Here is a 17,018-nt window from a genome sequence, read left to right as displayed (position 1 = left end):
AATGAGCCAACTATCTCTTAATAAAAAGAAAATTCCAATTCTTCTATTAGAAGGTATTCACTTAAATGCTCTTGAGACATTCAAAGCAGCTGGATATGAAAATATTGAACTACTAAACACAGCTCTTGAGGGCGAAGAACTTATCAATAAACTCAAGGATTTTAAAATTGTTGGTTTGCGCTCTCGTACTCAATTAACAAAAGAAGTACTTGAAAAATCCCCACATCTAACAGCTATCGGTTGCTTCTGTATTGGTACTAACCAAGTTGATCTAAAAACAGCTCAAAACCTAGGAATACCTGTATTCAACGCGCCATTTTCAAATACTCGTAGTGTCGCTGAGCTTGTATTAGCTGAAGCTATCTTATTGATTCGTAATGTAATTGATAAAAATGCTAAAACTCATCGTGGTGAATGGCACAAATCAGCTGACAATGCTAATGAAGTGAGAGGTAAAACTCTTGGAATTATTGGCTATGGTCATATTGGTATGCAGCTTGGTATATTAGCTGAAAGTGTAGGCTTAAATGTCATCTTTTATGATGTTGAAGAAAAGCTTCCTTTAGGTAATGCCAATGCTGTAGAAAGTTTAGAGACTCTACTTAAAAACTCTGATGTTGTTTCACTACATGTACCTCAGTTATCTACAACTGCAAATATGATTTCTACCAAAGAATTGAGCTTTATGAAAGAAAATTCTGTATTGATAAATGCATCCAGAGGAAATGTGATCGATATCGCAGCTTTAGTTGAGGTTTTAGAAAGCGGTAAGCTCAAAGGTGCAGCTATAGATGTTTTCCCTAAAGAACCTTCTGCAAAGGGTGAAATATTTGAAAGTCCACTAAGAGGTTTTGATAATGTTTTCTTAACTCCACATATTGGTGGTAGTACTATTGAAGCACAAGAAAACATTGCTAATGAAGTTAGTGCCAAGCTTATTAAATATTCTGATAATGGTTCGACCCTAAATGCTGTAAACTTCCCGGAATTATCATTACCTAGTCATACTGAAACACATAGAATACTACATATACACCAAAATATACCTGGTACTATGAATGAGCTAAACAAGATACTGGCAGCAAAAAATATTAATGTTGAAGGTCAATATCTTAGAACTCTAGAAGATATTGGCTACGTTGTAATGGATATTAAATCAACATCTGATGAGGCAAGAGACCTTGTTGATGAATTCAAAAAAATAAAAACAACAATAAAAGCTCGTTTTCTTGTATAAATGTCTCTAGATAAAACTCAAATTATCTCTCAAATTTTAAAACACTCCCCTTCACACATAGTTATCGGTTATAGTGGTGGTGTAGATTCTAGTGTTTTATTAGATATAACAAAAGATTTAGATATTCCTATCATAGCAGCTTATGTTAATCATAATACCCATCCTGATGCACTAAAATGGCAATTACATTGCCAAGCAAAATGTAATAATACAAATATAAAATTCATAGCTCACTCTCTAGATCAAGCCCCCAAAGGAGAAAGTTTTGAAGCTTGGGCAAGTAAGCAAAGAATGGATTTCTTCATTGAGATCATGAGTCAGTATTCTAATCCGATTCTTCTACTAGGTCATCATCTAGACGATCAAGCTGAAACATTCTTAATTCAAGCAATAAGAGGGTCAGGATTAGCTGGCTTGGCTAGTATGCCGTACTATAAAGAATTAAATCATGGGAGCGTACTTCGCCCTCTTTTAGATTATACAAAGAAAGATATTCAAGACTATGCAAACCAAAACAAGATTAGTCACATCTATGATGATAGTAATGAGGATATAAAATATCGTCGAAATCTTATTCGCAATCAGATAATGCCAATATTAGAGCAAATTAATCCAAATATTAGCAGAACTCTTTCTCGTAGTGCTAAGATCTGCGCAGGAAGTAATAACATATTACAAAAGCTACTTAATGAAAAATTACAGAAGATTTCTAAAGATAATGGTCTATTTATCTCTGAATTACTTACCTTAGATAATGATATACAAAAAAGTTTGATTCATCATTGGTTTAAAGAAACAACAAATCAAAGTCTAAAAAGTAAACAAATTGAAGAAATACATAAAGCTCTTAGCAATATTCACACTGGCTGCCAGTTTGATATCAGTAAACAATATCAAATATCCGTAGAATATAATCAACTAATAATTAAAAGTAATAACCAATTAAATTTAATCTTAAATAATAAAGACATAATTGAATGGCTCAAAGAGAAATTGAATAATGACTTTAATACTAAGGAGATTATAGTCAGAAAAAGACAAGCTTCTGATAAATGTAGATATCAAGGCAGAAACAAAGCAAATAAGTTAAAAGTACTATTCCAAGAGCTGAAAATACCAGCATCAGAACGCTCTAAAGCAAGAGTTATATTACTAAATGATAAAATAATCGCAGTTTATCCTTTTTTTATCTGTAACTAAAGTTATTATCTTAGTTTTTTTATAAGAAATGCTACTAGAAACCATAGTAAAATAGTCACGCTTAAGATAATCATAATATGAGTAAACAATCCTTCAAATAAATGAGCTTGTTTAACTAAATCAATATCCTCACCCGCTCCTTTAAATGCAGCTAAGTCAGCAACTTTTGCCCCTATGAATCCTGCAACACTTCCTGTAAAAAGCATATATGATGCTGCTAAAAAACCTGTATATTTTTTATCTTCAACGGAGGTAATCTCAGAAAGAGCAATAGGATCTATAAATAATTCAGATATTCCTAAGAATGCCAAAGCAATAATTACCAATAGCGCTGATGTCGTACCATCCAAACTAGCATTTTTGGCAGCTATAAAGAATAAAATAAAACAGATTAGTTGAAATATAAAGCCAAATGAAAATTTCATCATCCGACCAAAATCATCATCTAAAGACTTTACTCTCTTCCAAATCCAAGCAAGAATCAAACCTCCAAATAATATTGACAGAGAATTCATAGAAGTGAATGTACTAGCCGGTATATCAATCCCAAACAAGTAAGTATCGACATTTCTATGTATAAATATTTCGACAGAAGTATACAGCTGCTCATCAAAAACCCAGAAAACTATACCAAATATATAAAAAGGTAATAAAGTAACTAATGATTTACGCGTAGAGAAATCTGTCTTAATAAAAATAATTATAAAAAATAATGTTGTTATACAAGCAACCACGGCTAAAAGATAACCATCAAAAAGATACTCTAAAGCAAAATACGCAAGCACAACCATAATAACTATACTTAAAAGAAGTATAAAGCTATTAAAATATCTAGGTAAGGGTTTCTCAGGAAGAATATCTGGAATATATTTAGAACCGAGCATAAATACTATTAACCCAAATATCATACCAATACCAGCGACTCCAAAACCGTAGTGCCAACCATAATAATGGGCTATCAAGCCACATATCATAGGAGCGAATATACCTCCAAAATTGCCTCCTAAATATAGTAATGTAAATGCTGAATCTTTTTTAGGATCATGGGAACTATACTGCTGCCCCAGTAGGCATGAAACATTACTCTTAAAAAAACCATAACCACAAACTATAAAAGCCATTCCTAGATATAATTTAGCATCTCCTCCAAAACCTAAAATAATATGTCCAATAGACATAAGTGCTGCTCCATAAATAACAGCTTTTTTATACCCTAATACTCTATCTGCGACAACTCCTCCAACAATCGGCGAAAGATATACCAGAGTCACATACGCCCCAGCAATTGCATAAGAGGTTGTATCACCAAACTTAAGGTGATCAACCAAATATAATATTAACAAAGCTCTCATCCCATAAAAGCTAAAATACTCCCACATATAAATTGCTATAATATACCACAAAGCTTTAGGGTGTTTATTTGAATGGTGGACTGTTTCTTCCATTAACTAACAAGTTTGATTTATATCTAAATAGATTATAAATAAACAAGTTAGTCAGTGAAAGTTTAATTTCAGCTATTAAAAATTATATATTGGCATCAAAATATGAATGGTATTAGTTTATTAAAACTATGCTAATATCAGCATAGCTAATATAAACAAAGGATAGTTATCAATGAAATCTTTACTCAAAAAAACTTTTACCTATATTTCTTTATTATTTATGTTATTTTCGCAATCTATAGCATGCACAGCTGTAACTCTAGTAAATAAAAAAGGTGATGTAGTATCGGGAAGAACCATGGAGTGGGCTCTTGATTGGAACTGGCAGCTTCTCTACATTCCTAAAAACACTTCTCACTATTTAACAGCTCCTAGTAGCACTAACCTGCCGAAACAGGAATACAAATCAAAATATCCAGTATTAGCCACAGGCTTATCAGAAAATGGACAAACTCTTGTAATTGATGGACAAAATAGCCAAGGGCTAAGCCTAAGCGCAAACTATTTACCTGGATTCACAAAATATCAGACTGTAAATAAGAGTGACTCTAAATATGCATCAATAATTGAGTCTACCACCCTTATATTAAGTCAATTTGCCAATGTTAATGAAGTAAAGCAAGCATTAAAAGAATATAAAGTATGGTCTGATAAAAATATAGAAATTGATGGAATATCTCCAGAAGTTCATTTTTTAATAACAGATAAAAATGGTGCTGGCTTAGTTGTTGAGTACATAGATGGTAAAGTTAAATTCTACAATGTAAACTCAAACGTTAAAGTAATGACAAATGCACCAACATATGACTGGCAATTACTAAACTTAAAGAATTACTTATCACTAGATAATAAAACCCCAACAAATCTTAAAATCAGTGATGTTATAAATACTGAAAAACATGAAAAAACAGTTCAAGATATCAGTGGTTTTCTAGGTGGCGGATTACTTGGAATTCCTGGAGATTATTCTCCTCCGTCAAGATTTGTTAGAACAGCTGCAATTGCTTATTATACAAATAACAAAAGTCCTAAAAATGATGATAGTCTTGTATCAAAAGTAACTCATATATTACATAATGTTGATATTCCGAAAGGTGTTGTAGCCGATGAAATACAGAATAAGAAAATGTTTGATCATACAGCATACGTAGTAATCAAAGATTTAAATAATAATAAACTATACATAACAACATATAACAAACCTAATAATCCTGTTATTGTGGACTTAAATACTCTAGATAAAGATAATACAAAAAGTTTTGATGTTATCTTAGAAAAACTACCATTCCCAAATAATGATATTACAAATAAATTAGTTACTATGAATAAAAACTAAACAGTATATCTAATCACTTTCTTTTCAAAAGTTGGTTATAAACCTGCTGAATTCCTTCAGCCTCATTTTGGATTTTATATTTTGATGACGCCAAATCATAGCCATTTTGAGCTATTTCATATCTTAATTCATCATTAGACATTAAGGTATCTAACTTTTCAGCAATCTGTTGACTTGATTTTGGTTCTATTAAATAGGCGTTCTGAGCATCAGAAATAATCTCAGGCCAAGCACCAGCTTTAGTAGCAATCACAGCACATTTAGATGCCATAGCTTCAAGAGCTGGCAAGCCAAAGCCTTCTTTATGACTAGCACAAACTACGATATCTAATGCCCTATACCAACTTGGAATCTCTTTGCTATTCTTGATAAACCCTGTAAATATTATCCGTTCTGACAAACCCGCTTGCTGAACCATTTGCTCTAGTTGTTTTTTGAACTCTAAATCTTTAGGTGTTGCTTCACCAATAACTACTGCTGTCCAATCAGGATATTTTATTAGCATAGCTACTACTGCTTCAATAAACTCATAAGTTCCTTTAGACTTTCTGATTCTGCCAAATATTCCTATACCGTATTTACCTGGTAACTTTCTATTTTGCCACTCTCGAGCCTTATTGTCAGCAGGATAAAAAACTTCCGTATTAACTCCATGCGGCACTATATATGGCGGTCTCTCAAGATATTTCGCAGATATTTCAGATGGACATATAACTGCTTCCATTCTGTTTATATAAAATTTTGTCAGTTTTTTATGATGCCTTTGTGCTACAGAAGTAAAAACCAATATTATCTTATATCTAAAAACGTATTTTAAGATAATGCCCACAAGCATATCGATATTTCTACGTGCATGCCAAATACGCCATTTATCACGCCAACACTTAAATAAAAAGTCTCTAAATCTAATCGTTTTAATACCGTTTGAATCAATATTAAACCCCATACCTACAATATTTACTAGCTTAGCCTGCTCTGGCATCACAGCTAACATACTAGCATTAATCCCAGAAAATCTACGACCTAATGACAAGGCAACGACTTCAATATCTTTTATATCTTTAGTTTCCACTGATTTAATTATAATAATAGGTTATATCAGACATACTAAAGCAATATCTGATTATTTACAAGAGTCTCAAAATCCAAGAAATAGTGATTACTAATATTTATTAATCTCTAATAATTGTAATCTAAGAATTACTGGCTTAAAGTGTTATAATGTTTTCATATATTAGTTATTTGTTTGAAGTAATAGATGTCCTTTTTAAAAAAAATTTATAATATTTTTTCTTACAAAAAACCCATCATAAAAGACAATACATTCTTGCTATGGGAGCCTTGCACACACAGCCATGCTGAAATAGTTCCTGGATTTGCGAAATACTTACTTGATTTGGGTTACCATGTTTCTATCCTAATCAACCCTAAAAGATACAATGAAGGGTTATTCTGTAGATTTGATAATGAAAATATCTCGTACAATAAAATGTCTAAAAGACAAATTCGCAAGTTTTTCAAAAAAAATAGTTTGGCTAATGTACAAGGAGTACTAATCACAACAATTGGCAAACTATATGATGGTAAAGATATAAACCAAGCATATAACTCGTTTAATAAACAAATAGATAGAAATAAACTTTTCTTTGTTGAACATGAAATTGATAGCTACTTTGATAATAACTCTGAAACACGTAAGGATATTATCACACTTAGAACAATGGACTACAAAAATGCGACTACTATCGCTGTTAATCCTCACTATTTTGGACAGTTCAAGCTAAATAATAAAAACTCTCTGACAACTTTTGTTACTATTGGTGCAATTTCAGAAAAAAGAAAAAGCACTAAACTTCTTGTAAATGCTGTAGAAGAACTAATAAATACGGGTGTTACTAACTTTAAAATTGTCGTTATTGGTAAAGGAAATATCAAAGATTTACCAACATACCTGCAAAAGTATTTTGATATTAAAGGACGTCTTGATTTCAAAAAAATGTATACTGAAATTGAAAAAGCTGACTTTATCCTATCAGCATACGAAGATAATCCTGATCATATCAAATATATTACTTGTAAGACTAGTGGTACATTTCAGCTTGTCTATGGTTTTCTAAAGCCAATTATTATTAGAGAAAGTTTTGCTCCAATAAATGGCTTTAATCAAGATAACGCCATATTATATAAAAAAGATGATGATTATGCAGAAGCTATGGCTAGAGCAATAGAGTTATCTCGGCACGATTATTTGCAAATACGCGAAAACCTCAAAGAATACTCAGATCAACTATATTGCCAATCACTGAAAAATTTACAATGCGAAATTAAAAATAGGCATTAATTCTTGAATTGCTTTTCGTTCTTAATTATTTTTCTAATAAGAAATAAACTACGAGTTGGTTGTAATAGGATATATTTGATACCTGTCAATCTAGCCTTATTAAGCTTACCTTCAAGATAGAGTGAATCGATAATATAGCGCCCTTTTCTCTTATTAAAGAATTTTGACTTAATTCTATCAATTTTTCCAGAAGCAAAACATTTACCAGTAAACCAGCATAACGAATAATTACCAGCAAAATTTTTCTTTAGATTTACATGAAGGTCTTTTTTATATGAACGATTATACTCAGGCTTTATAAACATCGCGTTTTGATGTGTATATATCGCGTCTTTTATATATGGAAAAAGCTCAAATCTAAAGTTATTTATATTATTAGCACCTGAGTGTAATGGAGTCTTTTCTTGTTGATTAACTGTTAGATTAATTGCTTTGCCCAACAAACCTGGACCTGTGATGCTTAAAGGATCATTACCATAAAAACCATTCTTTGAATTCTCTACTATCATATCAATAGCTTTTTTTAGGAATGGATGCTTTGGCTTTGAGCACATAAACGCCTGATAAATATAGCCATCAAACTCATAGTCTGATTTATATTTATCTTTAACTGAAGCAAACTCAATATCATTGGATAAAACATCATCAAGACTAACTAATAATTCTTGCTTAATATCACTATATACCCCACCATGAATATACAATACACAATATCGCCATAAATCACATTTATAAGCCCCAGGTATTATATTATCATAAGCTTCAAGAACATTTTTTTCAAAGTTCTCTTTGAGAAACCCGCGACACGCTTCATCATCAAAGAAATGAAACTCCCAATCAGGATTTTTATCAATCCATGTATAAACTGCATTATACATCTCTTGACTTACCTCACTTGTTCTCCAAGTTTTAAAAATCTTTTTGGTAATGTACTGGTATTCTATAGAATTTGATAATTTAGCTCTTGAAGGAATAAAAGCCGGAATTTTTTTAATCGAAGTTGACATAAATAAAAGTCCAAATAGGTTTAATGTTTATACGCTAAGTTATTCCAGTATAAAATTTAACAAATACTATGAAAATATACTAACTCAAAATACGTTTTTTGCAAATATAGTAATAAGATTTAAACTATTAAGAAGTTATAATATTAGAATCTTTATTCTCTTCACACTTTCTTTGAGCTAAGAATATTGCCGTTAAGTTAGCAAATAAAATAACCATTATCTGTGTAGTAAAGAAATAATCGAATAAACAACCAATAAACATTGCTAATATTAAAACTCTAAAATAGACTCGATTTCGATAGTCCAACCATCTTGCTTCAACAAAAAATGCCACAAAACATAATAAAAGGGAAACTCCAGCGACTATACCTGCCCTAAAAATATAATTGATAAATTCATCATGAGCCATAATACCGTCATTAACTACACGAGGATCATCTCTTAATCGTTTATTTTCATTTATCAAAATTTTAGTACATTGAATAACATCAGTAGTACTTGTAAGATAAGGGCACCCCAGTATATAAAGTTTAGGATATTGTCTTAAAACCTTAAATGAAGAGCTATAGTATAACAATCTAAGCCCTGTCGAAGTCTCATATTGTTTCCTAGCATCTATATTGTTATAGTCTTGATTAAAGAACACTTGCGACTCTTCAACAGAGGTTTGTAATCTATAATGGAAAATACCAGAGAACTTATAAACAATTCCAAAGATAATAATAATCACTATGATGCAGGTAGTTACAATACTAACCAAACGTTTTATACTTAACTTATTATGTTTAAAGCTAAAGTATTTTAAGGCTATGAATGAGTAATAAATAAATACTACAAATTCAATAACATAGCCTGCCTTACTACGATTTACAAAAAGATCAATAAAAATTACTAATAATCCAGCAGCAAACATCAATATTTTTAACAGTAAATTTGGCATTCTAATAGCTTTACCAATAATTACCACAGCAGAAAAAGGAAATGTCAATGCCACTATTGACTGGATAACACTACCTCCATGTATCCCAAAGTATATCTGACTAACTACAAAATTTGCATGTAGTACATATCTAAATAACGCATACAAAGAAAATATAACTACAATAGCTAGATAAAAATTCAAAAGATAATTAGCATACTTAGTATTTTTAGATAGAAAGTAACTAGCTGAACATATGTATAGAAATATAAATATAGGATTTGAAAAACCCAATATTGACTTAATATCTAAATTGCCACTAGCAAAAGATGCATAAATCATACCAATATTTATCATTATCGCAGATAACAGTAAAAACTGAAGTGACTTATTGTTTTTGAGGACTTTAAAAACCTCTTTATTAAAAAGAGAGAAAAAAATAATTAATATAAACCCCACCGAGATAAAAAATCTAGCAAAAAAGAAAATACTTACAAACATTACCAACATAAGCATAAATACTATCTTGGTGTATATTTCAGATCTCAAAACTTTTCTCCCAACATAAAATATATAATTTTACTGCGATACTACAAATTATAGTATAACAGCTCTTATTTTTAATAATAAAACGATTCTGTTAATTAAACTAAAGTTTTTAGTAGTTTAAATATTTCCTTAAATGACTTATTTGGCTTATTTTTCTCAATCTCTTTATGATGATTTCTAATTAACTGACGTAACTTCTGTACATCTATGTTAACATATTCTTCTATAAGCTTATCTAAAGTAGCGTTAGATTTGCTAGGATCCAAGAGATTACTACGAATATTCTCTAAGCGTTGAAGCATAAGGTTTGTACTTTTATCTTTATTCACTAGAACATCATAAGCTTGATAAATTTTTTCTAGATTGTCTGTTTTTCTTAGTAGCTTACCTATGAACTGTATTTGTCTTTTTAAAGCTATCTTTTGTAAATTTTTAGCATTAAGAATATTATTTTTTAGATTTTCATCTATTGGTAACTTACTTAACTGTTCTTTACTTAGTTCAGTGAGAGATTTACCAAAGTCAGTTATTTCTAGAGCATCTTTTTTTATAGTTGTTTTACTTTTTACAGCTTTATAATGAGATTTTTCTTCTTCTCGCTCTAAACGTTCTATTTCATCTAAGTCAATTACTTTGCTCATGGCTATTATTTTAATTTGCTAATATGTATATAATATAAGCTATAATTTTAAACGTTTAATTTATTTTATCCACCTAAAAGATATCAGGAGACTACCAAATATGTTTAGCTTTGAAAAAAATAGCTTAAAAAACACTGATAAAGAAATATTTGATGCTATAGAGCTTGAAGTTAAAAGACAACATGAGCATGTTGAACTTATTGCATCAGAAAACTATGCTAGCCCTGCCGTAATGGAGGCTCAGGGTTCTCAACTCACAAATAAGTATGCCGAAGGATATCATGGTAAAAGATATTATGGCGGCTGTGAATTCGTTGATATAGCTGAGAAACTAGCTATTGAAAGAGCTCAAAAGCTATTTGGCGTTGACTATGCAAATGTTCAGCCTCATTCTGGTTCACAAGCAAATGCCGCGGTATATAATGCTGTACTAAAACCAGGCGATACTGTCCTTGGCATGGATCTTGGTGCTGGTGGACATTTGACTCATGGTAGTAAAGTGAATTTTTCAGGTAAGATTTATAATTCTATCCAATATGGTCTAAATGAAAGTGGTGACATTGACTACAAACAAGTAGCTAAACTTGCTGAAGAGCATCAACCAAAAATGATAATCGCTGGATTTTCAGCTTTTTCAGGAATCATTAATTGGGAAAAATTTAGAGAAATCGCAGACTCAGTAAATGCTGTACTTATGGCTGATATTGCTCACGTTGCAGGTCTTGTAGCAGCAGGATTATATCCGAACCCTTTCCCTTATGTCGATGTTGCAACCACAACTACTCATAAAACTTTAAGAGGACCGAGAGGTGGATTAATACTTTGTAACAATAATCCTGACCTAGCTAAAAAATTCCAATCTGCTATTTTTCCAGGTATTCAGGGTGGACCTTTGATGCACGTAATCGCAGCTAAAGCAGTTGCATTTAAAGAAGCATTAGAACCTAGCTTTATTGACTACCAAAAGCAGGTATTGAGAAACGCTAAGGCTATCGAAAAAGTTCTAAAAGAACGTAATATTAATATTATTTCAGGCGGTACGAATAATCACCTATTATTACTAGATATAACAAATACAGGATTCTCAGGCAAAGAAGCTGAGGCTGCTTTAGGTAGAGCGAATATCACTGTGAATAAAAACTCTATACCGAATGACCCTCGCTCTCCATTTGTGACAAGTGGTTTAAGAATAGGAAGCCCCGCTATTACAACTAGAGGATTCAAAGAAGCTGAGTGTGAGCAAATCGCAAATTGGCTAGCAGATGTAGTATACAACTGCGGAGATGAGAAAGTTGAAACTGAAACAGCTGCAAAAGTTTTAGAACTTTGTGACAAATATCCAGTTTATAAGTAAAAAATCTCTTTTCGTATAATAATTTTTAATTTAATATCTTTTAATTTAAATCACTCAACATCTTTTTTTTAACAAATGATCTAAGCTCTATTTTAGCTATCATTAACTATCGTAAACCTCATTAATTGAGGGATACTATCTAGACAAATCAAATAAAGGATAAGCTGTTACACAATTTCTAACATAATAGATATATTTTAAATCCTGCTAGTATCAGCACCTCCAACTGAAACAAATAGTTGCTAATAAGACAAATTATTAATACTAACAGCTAAAACTAGGTTTACATAACTATAGAAAAGAAATAAAAGTCATTCTTAAATCTTTACATTAGAGCAATTGTTTATTTACGACACATACCACCTTCTTGCCAATATTCACTACCTACACAGTGATGACAGTAAAATAAACCATTCGGATCATATTTGTTTTTGATTTTAAGAAGCTTATTATAATTATCACCCCAAAAAACTTGTTGCCAGTTTTTTTGGAAATAATCTGCCTCATTTGCATAAGTTCCCGCATTAGGAGCTAGTGCCATTATCATTCCCATAGCCTTATAAATATTATCTACTTTTTGTTGTATTTGTGGAGTCATTTTTGGTTTGCCAAGCTGAGGTTTATCTGTACTATAACTCATGATAGCCAAAGCTCCAGCATTATAAACACCTGGATGCATAGATGTCTGCTCAGTTAACTTTAGAGCTTGTTCAGAAGCTCCTGCCAAACCTTTGTTAATTTGAATAGATACTGGTGCAAGCTGAGAAACCTTGTAAAAAGTTTCTGTCGTTTTATCAATATTTTTAGGATCAAACAACTTCTCTGGTAAATACCAAGACTGATAAGTATACCAATATGCAGAAACTTCTCCTGTATTAGAAGCCCACCAAAACTCTCCATCACGTGCATCTTGACCAGTATTTTTAACAACCATATCAGGATAATTTTTATGCCAATAATCATAGTTCCAGATTTGTGTTGGTGGAATATCTATATATTTGGCCTGATAATGAAGACCAGGTTGATTTTGTACCCACTTTTTAAATGGCTGCCAAATTTCTAAAGCCTCTTTTTGACTTAAATCTTGTGTGACCATGGCTATTGTCATTTTATTATTTGGACGAAAAGCAAACTGTTCACCCCAGTTTTCATTATTCAAGTTAGAATAATAAAATGAAAGAAACTCTTTTATCAAAGCCTTATATGCTTCATCTGAGCTCGCTGTTATTTCACCACTAATCAAACCAAAGTGACTAGGAAGCTGATGTGTTCTTAGTGTTAAATTTGTAACAACTCCATAAGTTCCACCACCACCTTTAATTGCCCAAAACAAATCTTGATTTTGACACTCATTAGCAATCACTGTCTTACCATCTGCAGTAACAACCTCAGCCTGTACTATTCCTCCTGCACCTGTACCATATTTTTTAGACCAGCTACCAAAACCACCACCTTGAGGAAAACCGCCAGCTGCCCCAACAGTTGTACAACCTCCTCCTTGGACATATTCATGATGTTTGTTAGTAACAACATCATAAGCCTCAAGCCATCTTGTCCCAGCTCCAACTGTAACAGCTGAATACTCTTTATCCTTTGGACAACTCTTAGGGTGAAAATGCTTATCATATTTAATATCACGCATATTGTGAGTCCATATTAACAAGGCATCTGGAGAGCTAGAACGCCCTAAATAGTCGTGTCCAGCCCCTTTGATAACAATACGTAGATTATGTTTTCTAGCAAAGTTAATAGCATTCACAACATCTTGAGTATCCTCTGCTTCAACAGCATAGCTACTTGGCTGAATATGCCATGCTCCATACCACCCTTGAGATTCATTTCTACTAGAATCTGACTGCATATAAAAAGGATTTTTCATATTTTGTAAAACTGATTTACAGCTATCATTTTCTGAATCTTTTTCACATGTGGAAAAAAAAGAAGTTGGCTTTATGAGTTTACCTTTAAGTGATTTTGCCAGATCATCCCATTGTTTAGAATCAGGCCAGCATACCTCTGAAGGTAAGCAGCGACAACTAGACTTTGAAGTCTCATTTGAGAGATTTGAAGATGTTTGACTATGAGCAAAACCAAACATTGAGGTTAAAATACAGCTTGTAATAATTTTTTTGTACATTTTACCAAGAAATTACTCTGTGATAATAAATATACTAAAGGATTAATATTTTAAAGAAAAGTTATCATGCGTTTTCAAAAATAAATTTTCCACATTTTTTTATAACCAACCAAACCATCTATCAAACCAAGTGGGATTTTCCGTACCATCTGGACGTAGGTTATTTACAAATTTATTTTTAGGATAATTTTTCTTAAGCACTCGTATATTTGCTTTAGCCTGATCATACAATCCAAGCTTATTATAAGCCTTAATTGTTAATACCAAAGCATCTTGAGTAGCTGTACTCTGAGGATAGTTTCTTATAATTTGAGAAGCTCTATCCAAAGCCGCGTTATATGCGCCTCTTTTATAGTAGAAAATAGCAATATCATAATAATGCTCCGCGATTATGTTATTTATATACAACATTCTGCGCTTTGCATCAGGGACAAAACTACCTTTAGGATCAAGCTTTATCGCTTTTTCGAAGTTAACATAAGCATCTTGATAACCGGTTGGATCATGATAGTTCATATCATAAGGAGCATAAGTTTGTAAGATACCCCTACCATCTTCAAACCCAACAACACCAATCATATAGTATACATAGCCCTTATATGAACTATACGGATACATCTTAATAAACTGTTGTCCTAATGCTAGAGCCATAGTTGATTCATCATCCATATAGTAAACATAAATCAAATCAACCATACCTTTCTCAGCCAGTGGAGTAAACGGATACTGTGCAACTAATGACTTGTATGATCGAATAGCATCAAAGTACTTTTCATTTTGCATTTGCTCATGAGCTTTTGCATAAATGAAGCTCGCCGTAAAACCTGTATAAACTTGCGGAAGCTCACTATCTTTTTTGGGTCCACAAGATACTAACATCATTACCATAGATATAATGGTTATTAAATATAAAAACCTTTTCATTTAATTTAACTATCCTTAGAATTTTCTTATATAATTCTACGTAAAAATCAATTTATTTAATAAAAAATACTTATATTAAGCATATAACATGGCAAATAATACACTATCTAACGAATTTCATCAAAAATTTATGATGCATCCAGATTATGCAGGCAAGAGAATCGACTCGGCAGTAAATGAGATGTTTGATCAATTTTCCCGTTCACAAATACAAAAATGGATTAAAGATGGCCTAATTACGGTTAATGGAAAAGCTACAAAGCCTAAATATATCATATTAGGAGATGAAGAAATTGATATCAATGTTGAACTCTTACCAACAAATGAGTGGATAGCTGAGGATATTAATTTAAGTATCGTATTTGAAGATGATGACATTGTAGTAATTGATAAACCTATCGATATGGTTGTACATCCTGGTGCTGGCAATATAACTGGCACCATATCAAATGCTTTACTCCATAAATATTCTAATCAAGACAAATTACCAAGAGCAGGTATCGTTCACCGTCTAGATAAAGACACTTCAGGCTTAATGGTTGCCGCTAAAAGTAGTATTGCTTATCATAGCCTAGTTCAGCAGCTATCAGAAAGACAAGTGTCTAGAAAATATCTTGCAATAGTAGAGGGTGAAATCTATGAAGAAGGAACAGTTAACCAACCCATAGGAAGAGATCCAAATAATCGCACAAAAATGGCTGTCAATTATAGAGGTAAAGAAGCTATTACTTACTATAAGCCTGTAGAGGTATATGATGGTTTCACTCTAATTGAGTGCCAACTAGAGACTGGAAGAACTCATCAAATAAGAGTTCACATGAAAAGTATCAAGCATCCTTTAGTTGGTGATCAAACATATAACAAATCATCAACAAAGCTAGAAAAAATTGGAATAGAAAATATACATAGACAAGCTCTACATGCATATAAACTTTCTTTCATCCACCCTATATCTCAAAAGATGGTACGATTTAAAAGCAAACTTCCTGAAGATATGCTAAATTTAAAACTAGAACTACAACAAACAATCGAAGTCGACGATGACTATGAGGAAGATTATTACGATTATGAGTAATATAGATAACAAACTAATTCTAAAGTATTGCCTTTATTTACTACTCATAATCATATCAGCTGCAATACTATCATCTATAAATAGCTCCAAACATGAAAAAATGAACTATTTCTTAGAATCTAGAGCTCCTTTTATAGTCAAAAAACCTAATTTTTCTGAAATAAAAGACTTCAAAGAAAGAAAAAAAGCTTTTATATCATATATGCTCTCTGCTATTGAAAAAGCTAATAATGAAATATGCTTACAAAGACAGCAAATACATAAACTACAAAAAGATTTGGTTGAAAGCAATACTCTTAGTAGCAGACAGCTTAATAAACTAGATCTATATTTAAGATATTATAAAATTGATCCCGCGCATAATACTGCTGACGAATTAAGTTATCTTGATATTAAAGCAGAAAGAATTCCAACGAGTTTTGTGCTAGCTCAAGCAGCTCTTGAAAGTGGCTGGGGAACATCTAGGTTCTCCAGAGATTATAATAATTACTTTGGATTACACTGTTTTTATGAGGGCTGTGGTGCCAAAGCTAAATCAGCGAATGTTTATCTTGAAACATTCAATAGTGCCGCAGAAAGCGTTCTTGGGTATTATTATAGACTTAATACCGGCTCTAAATTTAAAGACTTTAGAATAATTAGAGATAAAATCAATAATAATGAACTTCCCGAACAAGACTTATTGAATACTCTAGAAAACTACTCTGCTCTCGGTGGTGATGAATATAAAAACAGACTTATTTCAGTTATTGAGCATAACAATTTGACTCAATATGACTCTATTAAATACTGCAAATAGCCTGCTTCTAGTTGGTATTAGTGATAATTTTTAGTATATTTGATTAATAAAGAT

14 protein-coding genes are annotated in these 17,018 nt (G+C 31.8%); 7 read left to right on the top strand and 7 right to left on the bottom strand.

All coding sequences use genetic code 11. From position 1 onward, the window contains the following. Nucleotide 1: 1 nt before the first annotated feature. Nucleotides 2-1,237, top strand: a complete 1,236-nt coding sequence (gene serA, locus F7308_RS05350) for a phosphoglycerate dehydrogenase (protein WP_013922836.1) — start codon at nt 2-4, stop codon at nt 1,235-1,237. Continuing rightward, entirely contained in the window at nt 1,238-2,437 is a 1,200-nt protein-coding gene (gene tilS / locus F7308_RS05345) for a tRNA lysidine(34) synthetase TilS (RefSeq protein ID WP_013922835.1), read from the top strand. It begins immediately after the preceding gene. Between the two features lie 5 nt (nt 2,438-2,442). Here the strand turns inward: tilS and F7308_RS05340 are convergent, their stop codons facing one another. Next, nucleotides 2,443-3,882, bottom strand: coding sequence for a peptide MFS transporter (locus F7308_RS05340; RefSeq protein WP_083817027.1), 1,440 nt, complete (start codon nt 3,880-3,882; stop codon nt 2,443-2,445). Between the two features lie 172 nt (nt 3,883-4,054). On the opposite strand from F7308_RS05340, the gene F7308_RS05335 reads away from it, so the two are divergent. Beyond that, on the top strand, nt 4,055-5,218 hold the full coding sequence (locus F7308_RS05335) for a linear amide C-N hydrolase (protein ID WP_013922833.1): 1,164 nt from the start codon (nt 4,055-4,057) through the stop codon (nt 5,216-5,218). 13 nt (nt 5,219-5,231) lie between these two features. Here F7308_RS05335 and F7308_RS05330 read toward each other — a convergent pair whose 3' ends face one another. Beyond that, entirely contained in the window at nt 5,232-6,290 is a 1,059-nt protein-coding gene (locus F7308_RS05330; protein WP_013922832.1) for a glycosyltransferase family 4 protein, read from the bottom strand. A 186-nt stretch (nt 6,291-6,476) separates the two neighbouring features. On the opposite strand from F7308_RS05330, the gene F7308_RS05325 reads away from it, so the two are divergent. Further along, nucleotides 6,477-7,559, top strand: coding sequence for a hypothetical protein (locus F7308_RS05325; protein WP_013922831.1), 1,083 nt, complete (start codon nt 6,477-6,479; stop codon nt 7,557-7,559). Here F7308_RS05325 and F7308_RS05320 read toward each other — a convergent pair. The 3 genes from F7308_RS05320 to yjgA all read right to left on the bottom strand — a co-directional run bounded on the left by F7308_RS05320 (nt 7,556) and on the right by yjgA (nt 10,675). Beyond that, a complete protein-coding gene (locus F7308_RS05320) occupies nt 7,556-8,566 on the bottom strand; it encodes a glycosyltransferase family 32 protein (protein ID WP_013922830.1) in 1,011 nt (336 codons plus the stop codon). The two genes, F7308_RS05325 and F7308_RS05320, sit on opposite strands and share 4 nt — an antisense overlap. Nucleotides 8,567-8,693: 127 nt before the next feature. Then, complete coding sequence (locus F7308_RS05315) at nt 8,694-10,034, bottom strand: membrane protein (protein ID WP_041263703.1); 1,341 nt, start codon at nt 10,032-10,034, stop codon at nt 8,694-8,696. 95 nt (nt 10,035-10,129) lie between these two features. Then, nucleotides 10,130-10,675 (bottom strand): ribosome biogenesis factor YjgA, encoded by a 546-nt coding sequence (yjgA, locus tag F7308_RS05310; RefSeq protein ID WP_013922828.1) that lies wholly within the window; start codon nt 10,673-10,675, stop codon nt 10,130-10,132. Nucleotides 10,676-10,775: 100 nt separating this feature from the next. Between yjgA and glyA the strand changes: the two genes are divergently transcribed. After that, nucleotides 10,776-12,029, top strand: a complete 1,254-nt coding sequence (gene glyA, locus F7308_RS05305) for a serine hydroxymethyltransferase (RefSeq protein ID WP_013922827.1) — start codon at nt 10,776-10,778, stop codon at nt 12,027-12,029. A 343-nt stretch (nt 12,030-12,372) separates the two neighbouring features. On the opposite strand, the gene F7308_RS05300 is transcribed toward glyA, so the two are convergent. Next, complete coding sequence (locus F7308_RS05300; RefSeq protein ID WP_013922826.1) at nt 12,373-14,166, bottom strand: FAD-dependent oxidoreductase; 1,794 nt, start codon at nt 14,164-14,166, stop codon at nt 12,373-12,375. A 99-nt stretch (nt 14,167-14,265) separates the two neighbouring features. Beyond that, the gene (locus tag F7308_RS05295) at nt 14,266-15,090 is read right to left on the bottom strand and encodes an outer membrane protein assembly factor BamD (RefSeq protein WP_013922825.1); all 825 of its coding nucleotides are present in this window, start codon (nt 15,088-15,090) and stop codon (nt 14,266-14,268) included. Nucleotides 15,091-15,178: 88 nt separating this feature from the next. Between F7308_RS05295 and F7308_RS05290 the strand changes: the two genes are divergently transcribed. Both F7308_RS05290 and F7308_RS05285 read left to right on the top strand, forming a co-directional pair. After that, nucleotides 15,179-16,165 (top strand): RluA family pseudouridine synthase, encoded by a 987-nt coding sequence (locus F7308_RS05290; protein ID WP_013922824.1) that lies wholly within the window; start codon nt 15,179-15,181, stop codon nt 16,163-16,165. Further along, nucleotides 16,137-16,964, top strand: coding sequence for a glucosaminidase domain-containing protein (locus F7308_RS05285; protein WP_408610305.1), 828 nt, complete (start codon nt 16,137-16,139; stop codon nt 16,962-16,964). Before F7308_RS05290 ends, F7308_RS05285 begins: the two co-directional genes overlap by 29 nt. Nucleotides 16,965-17,018 lie beyond the last annotated feature (54 nt).

The sequence above is a fragment of the Francisella salina genome (assembly GCF_000219045.1).
Classification (GTDB): domain Bacteria; phylum Pseudomonadota; class Gammaproteobacteria; order Francisellales; family Francisellaceae; genus Francisella; species Francisella salimarina.
Note: the sequence above shows the minus strand (reverse complement) of the source record. Positions and strands in the feature narration are given on the sequence as shown.

What these genes read in the sequence shown, in the direction of transcription:
- F7308_RS05285 (WP_408610305.1), top strand. Translation starts at nt 16,137, where the DNA reads ATGAGGAAGATTATTACGATTATGAGTAATATAGATAACAAACTAATT.
- F7308_RS05295 (WP_013922825.1), bottom strand. Translation starts at nt 15,090, where the DNA reads ATGAAAAGGTTTTTATATTTAATAACCATTATATCTATGGTAATGATG.
- F7308_RS05340 (WP_083817027.1), bottom strand. Translation starts at nt 3,882, where the DNA reads ATGGAAGAAACAGTCCACCATTCAAATAAACACCCTAAAGCTTTGTGG.
- glyA (WP_013922827.1), top strand. Translation starts at nt 10,776, where the DNA reads ATGTTTAGCTTTGAAAAAAATAGCTTAAAAAACACTGATAAAGAAATA.
- F7308_RS05325 (WP_013922831.1), top strand. Translation starts at nt 6,477, where the DNA reads ATGTCCTTTTTAAAAAAAATTTATAATATTTTTTCTTACAAAAAACCC.
- F7308_RS05290 (WP_013922824.1), top strand. Translation starts at nt 15,179, where the DNA reads ATGGCAAATAATACACTATCTAACGAATTTCATCAAAAATTTATGATG.
- F7308_RS05300 (WP_013922826.1), bottom strand. Translation starts at nt 14,166, where the DNA reads ATGTACAAAAAAATTATTACAAGCTGTATTTTAACCTCAATGTTTGGT.
- serA (WP_013922836.1), top strand. Translation starts at nt 2, where the DNA reads ATGAGCCAACTATCTCTTAATAAAAAGAAAATTCCAATTCTTCTATTA.
- F7308_RS05335 (WP_013922833.1), top strand. Translation starts at nt 4,055, where the DNA reads ATGAAATCTTTACTCAAAAAAACTTTTACCTATATTTCTTTATTATTT.
- F7308_RS05320 (WP_013922830.1), bottom strand. Translation starts at nt 8,566, where the DNA reads ATGTCAACTTCGATTAAAAAAATTCCGGCTTTTATTCCTTCAAGAGCT.
- yjgA (WP_013922828.1), bottom strand. Translation starts at nt 10,675, where the DNA reads ATGAGCAAAGTAATTGACTTAGATGAAATAGAACGTTTAGAGCGAGAA.
- tilS (WP_013922835.1), top strand. Translation starts at nt 1,238, where the DNA reads ATGTCTCTAGATAAAACTCAAATTATCTCTCAAATTTTAAAACACTCC.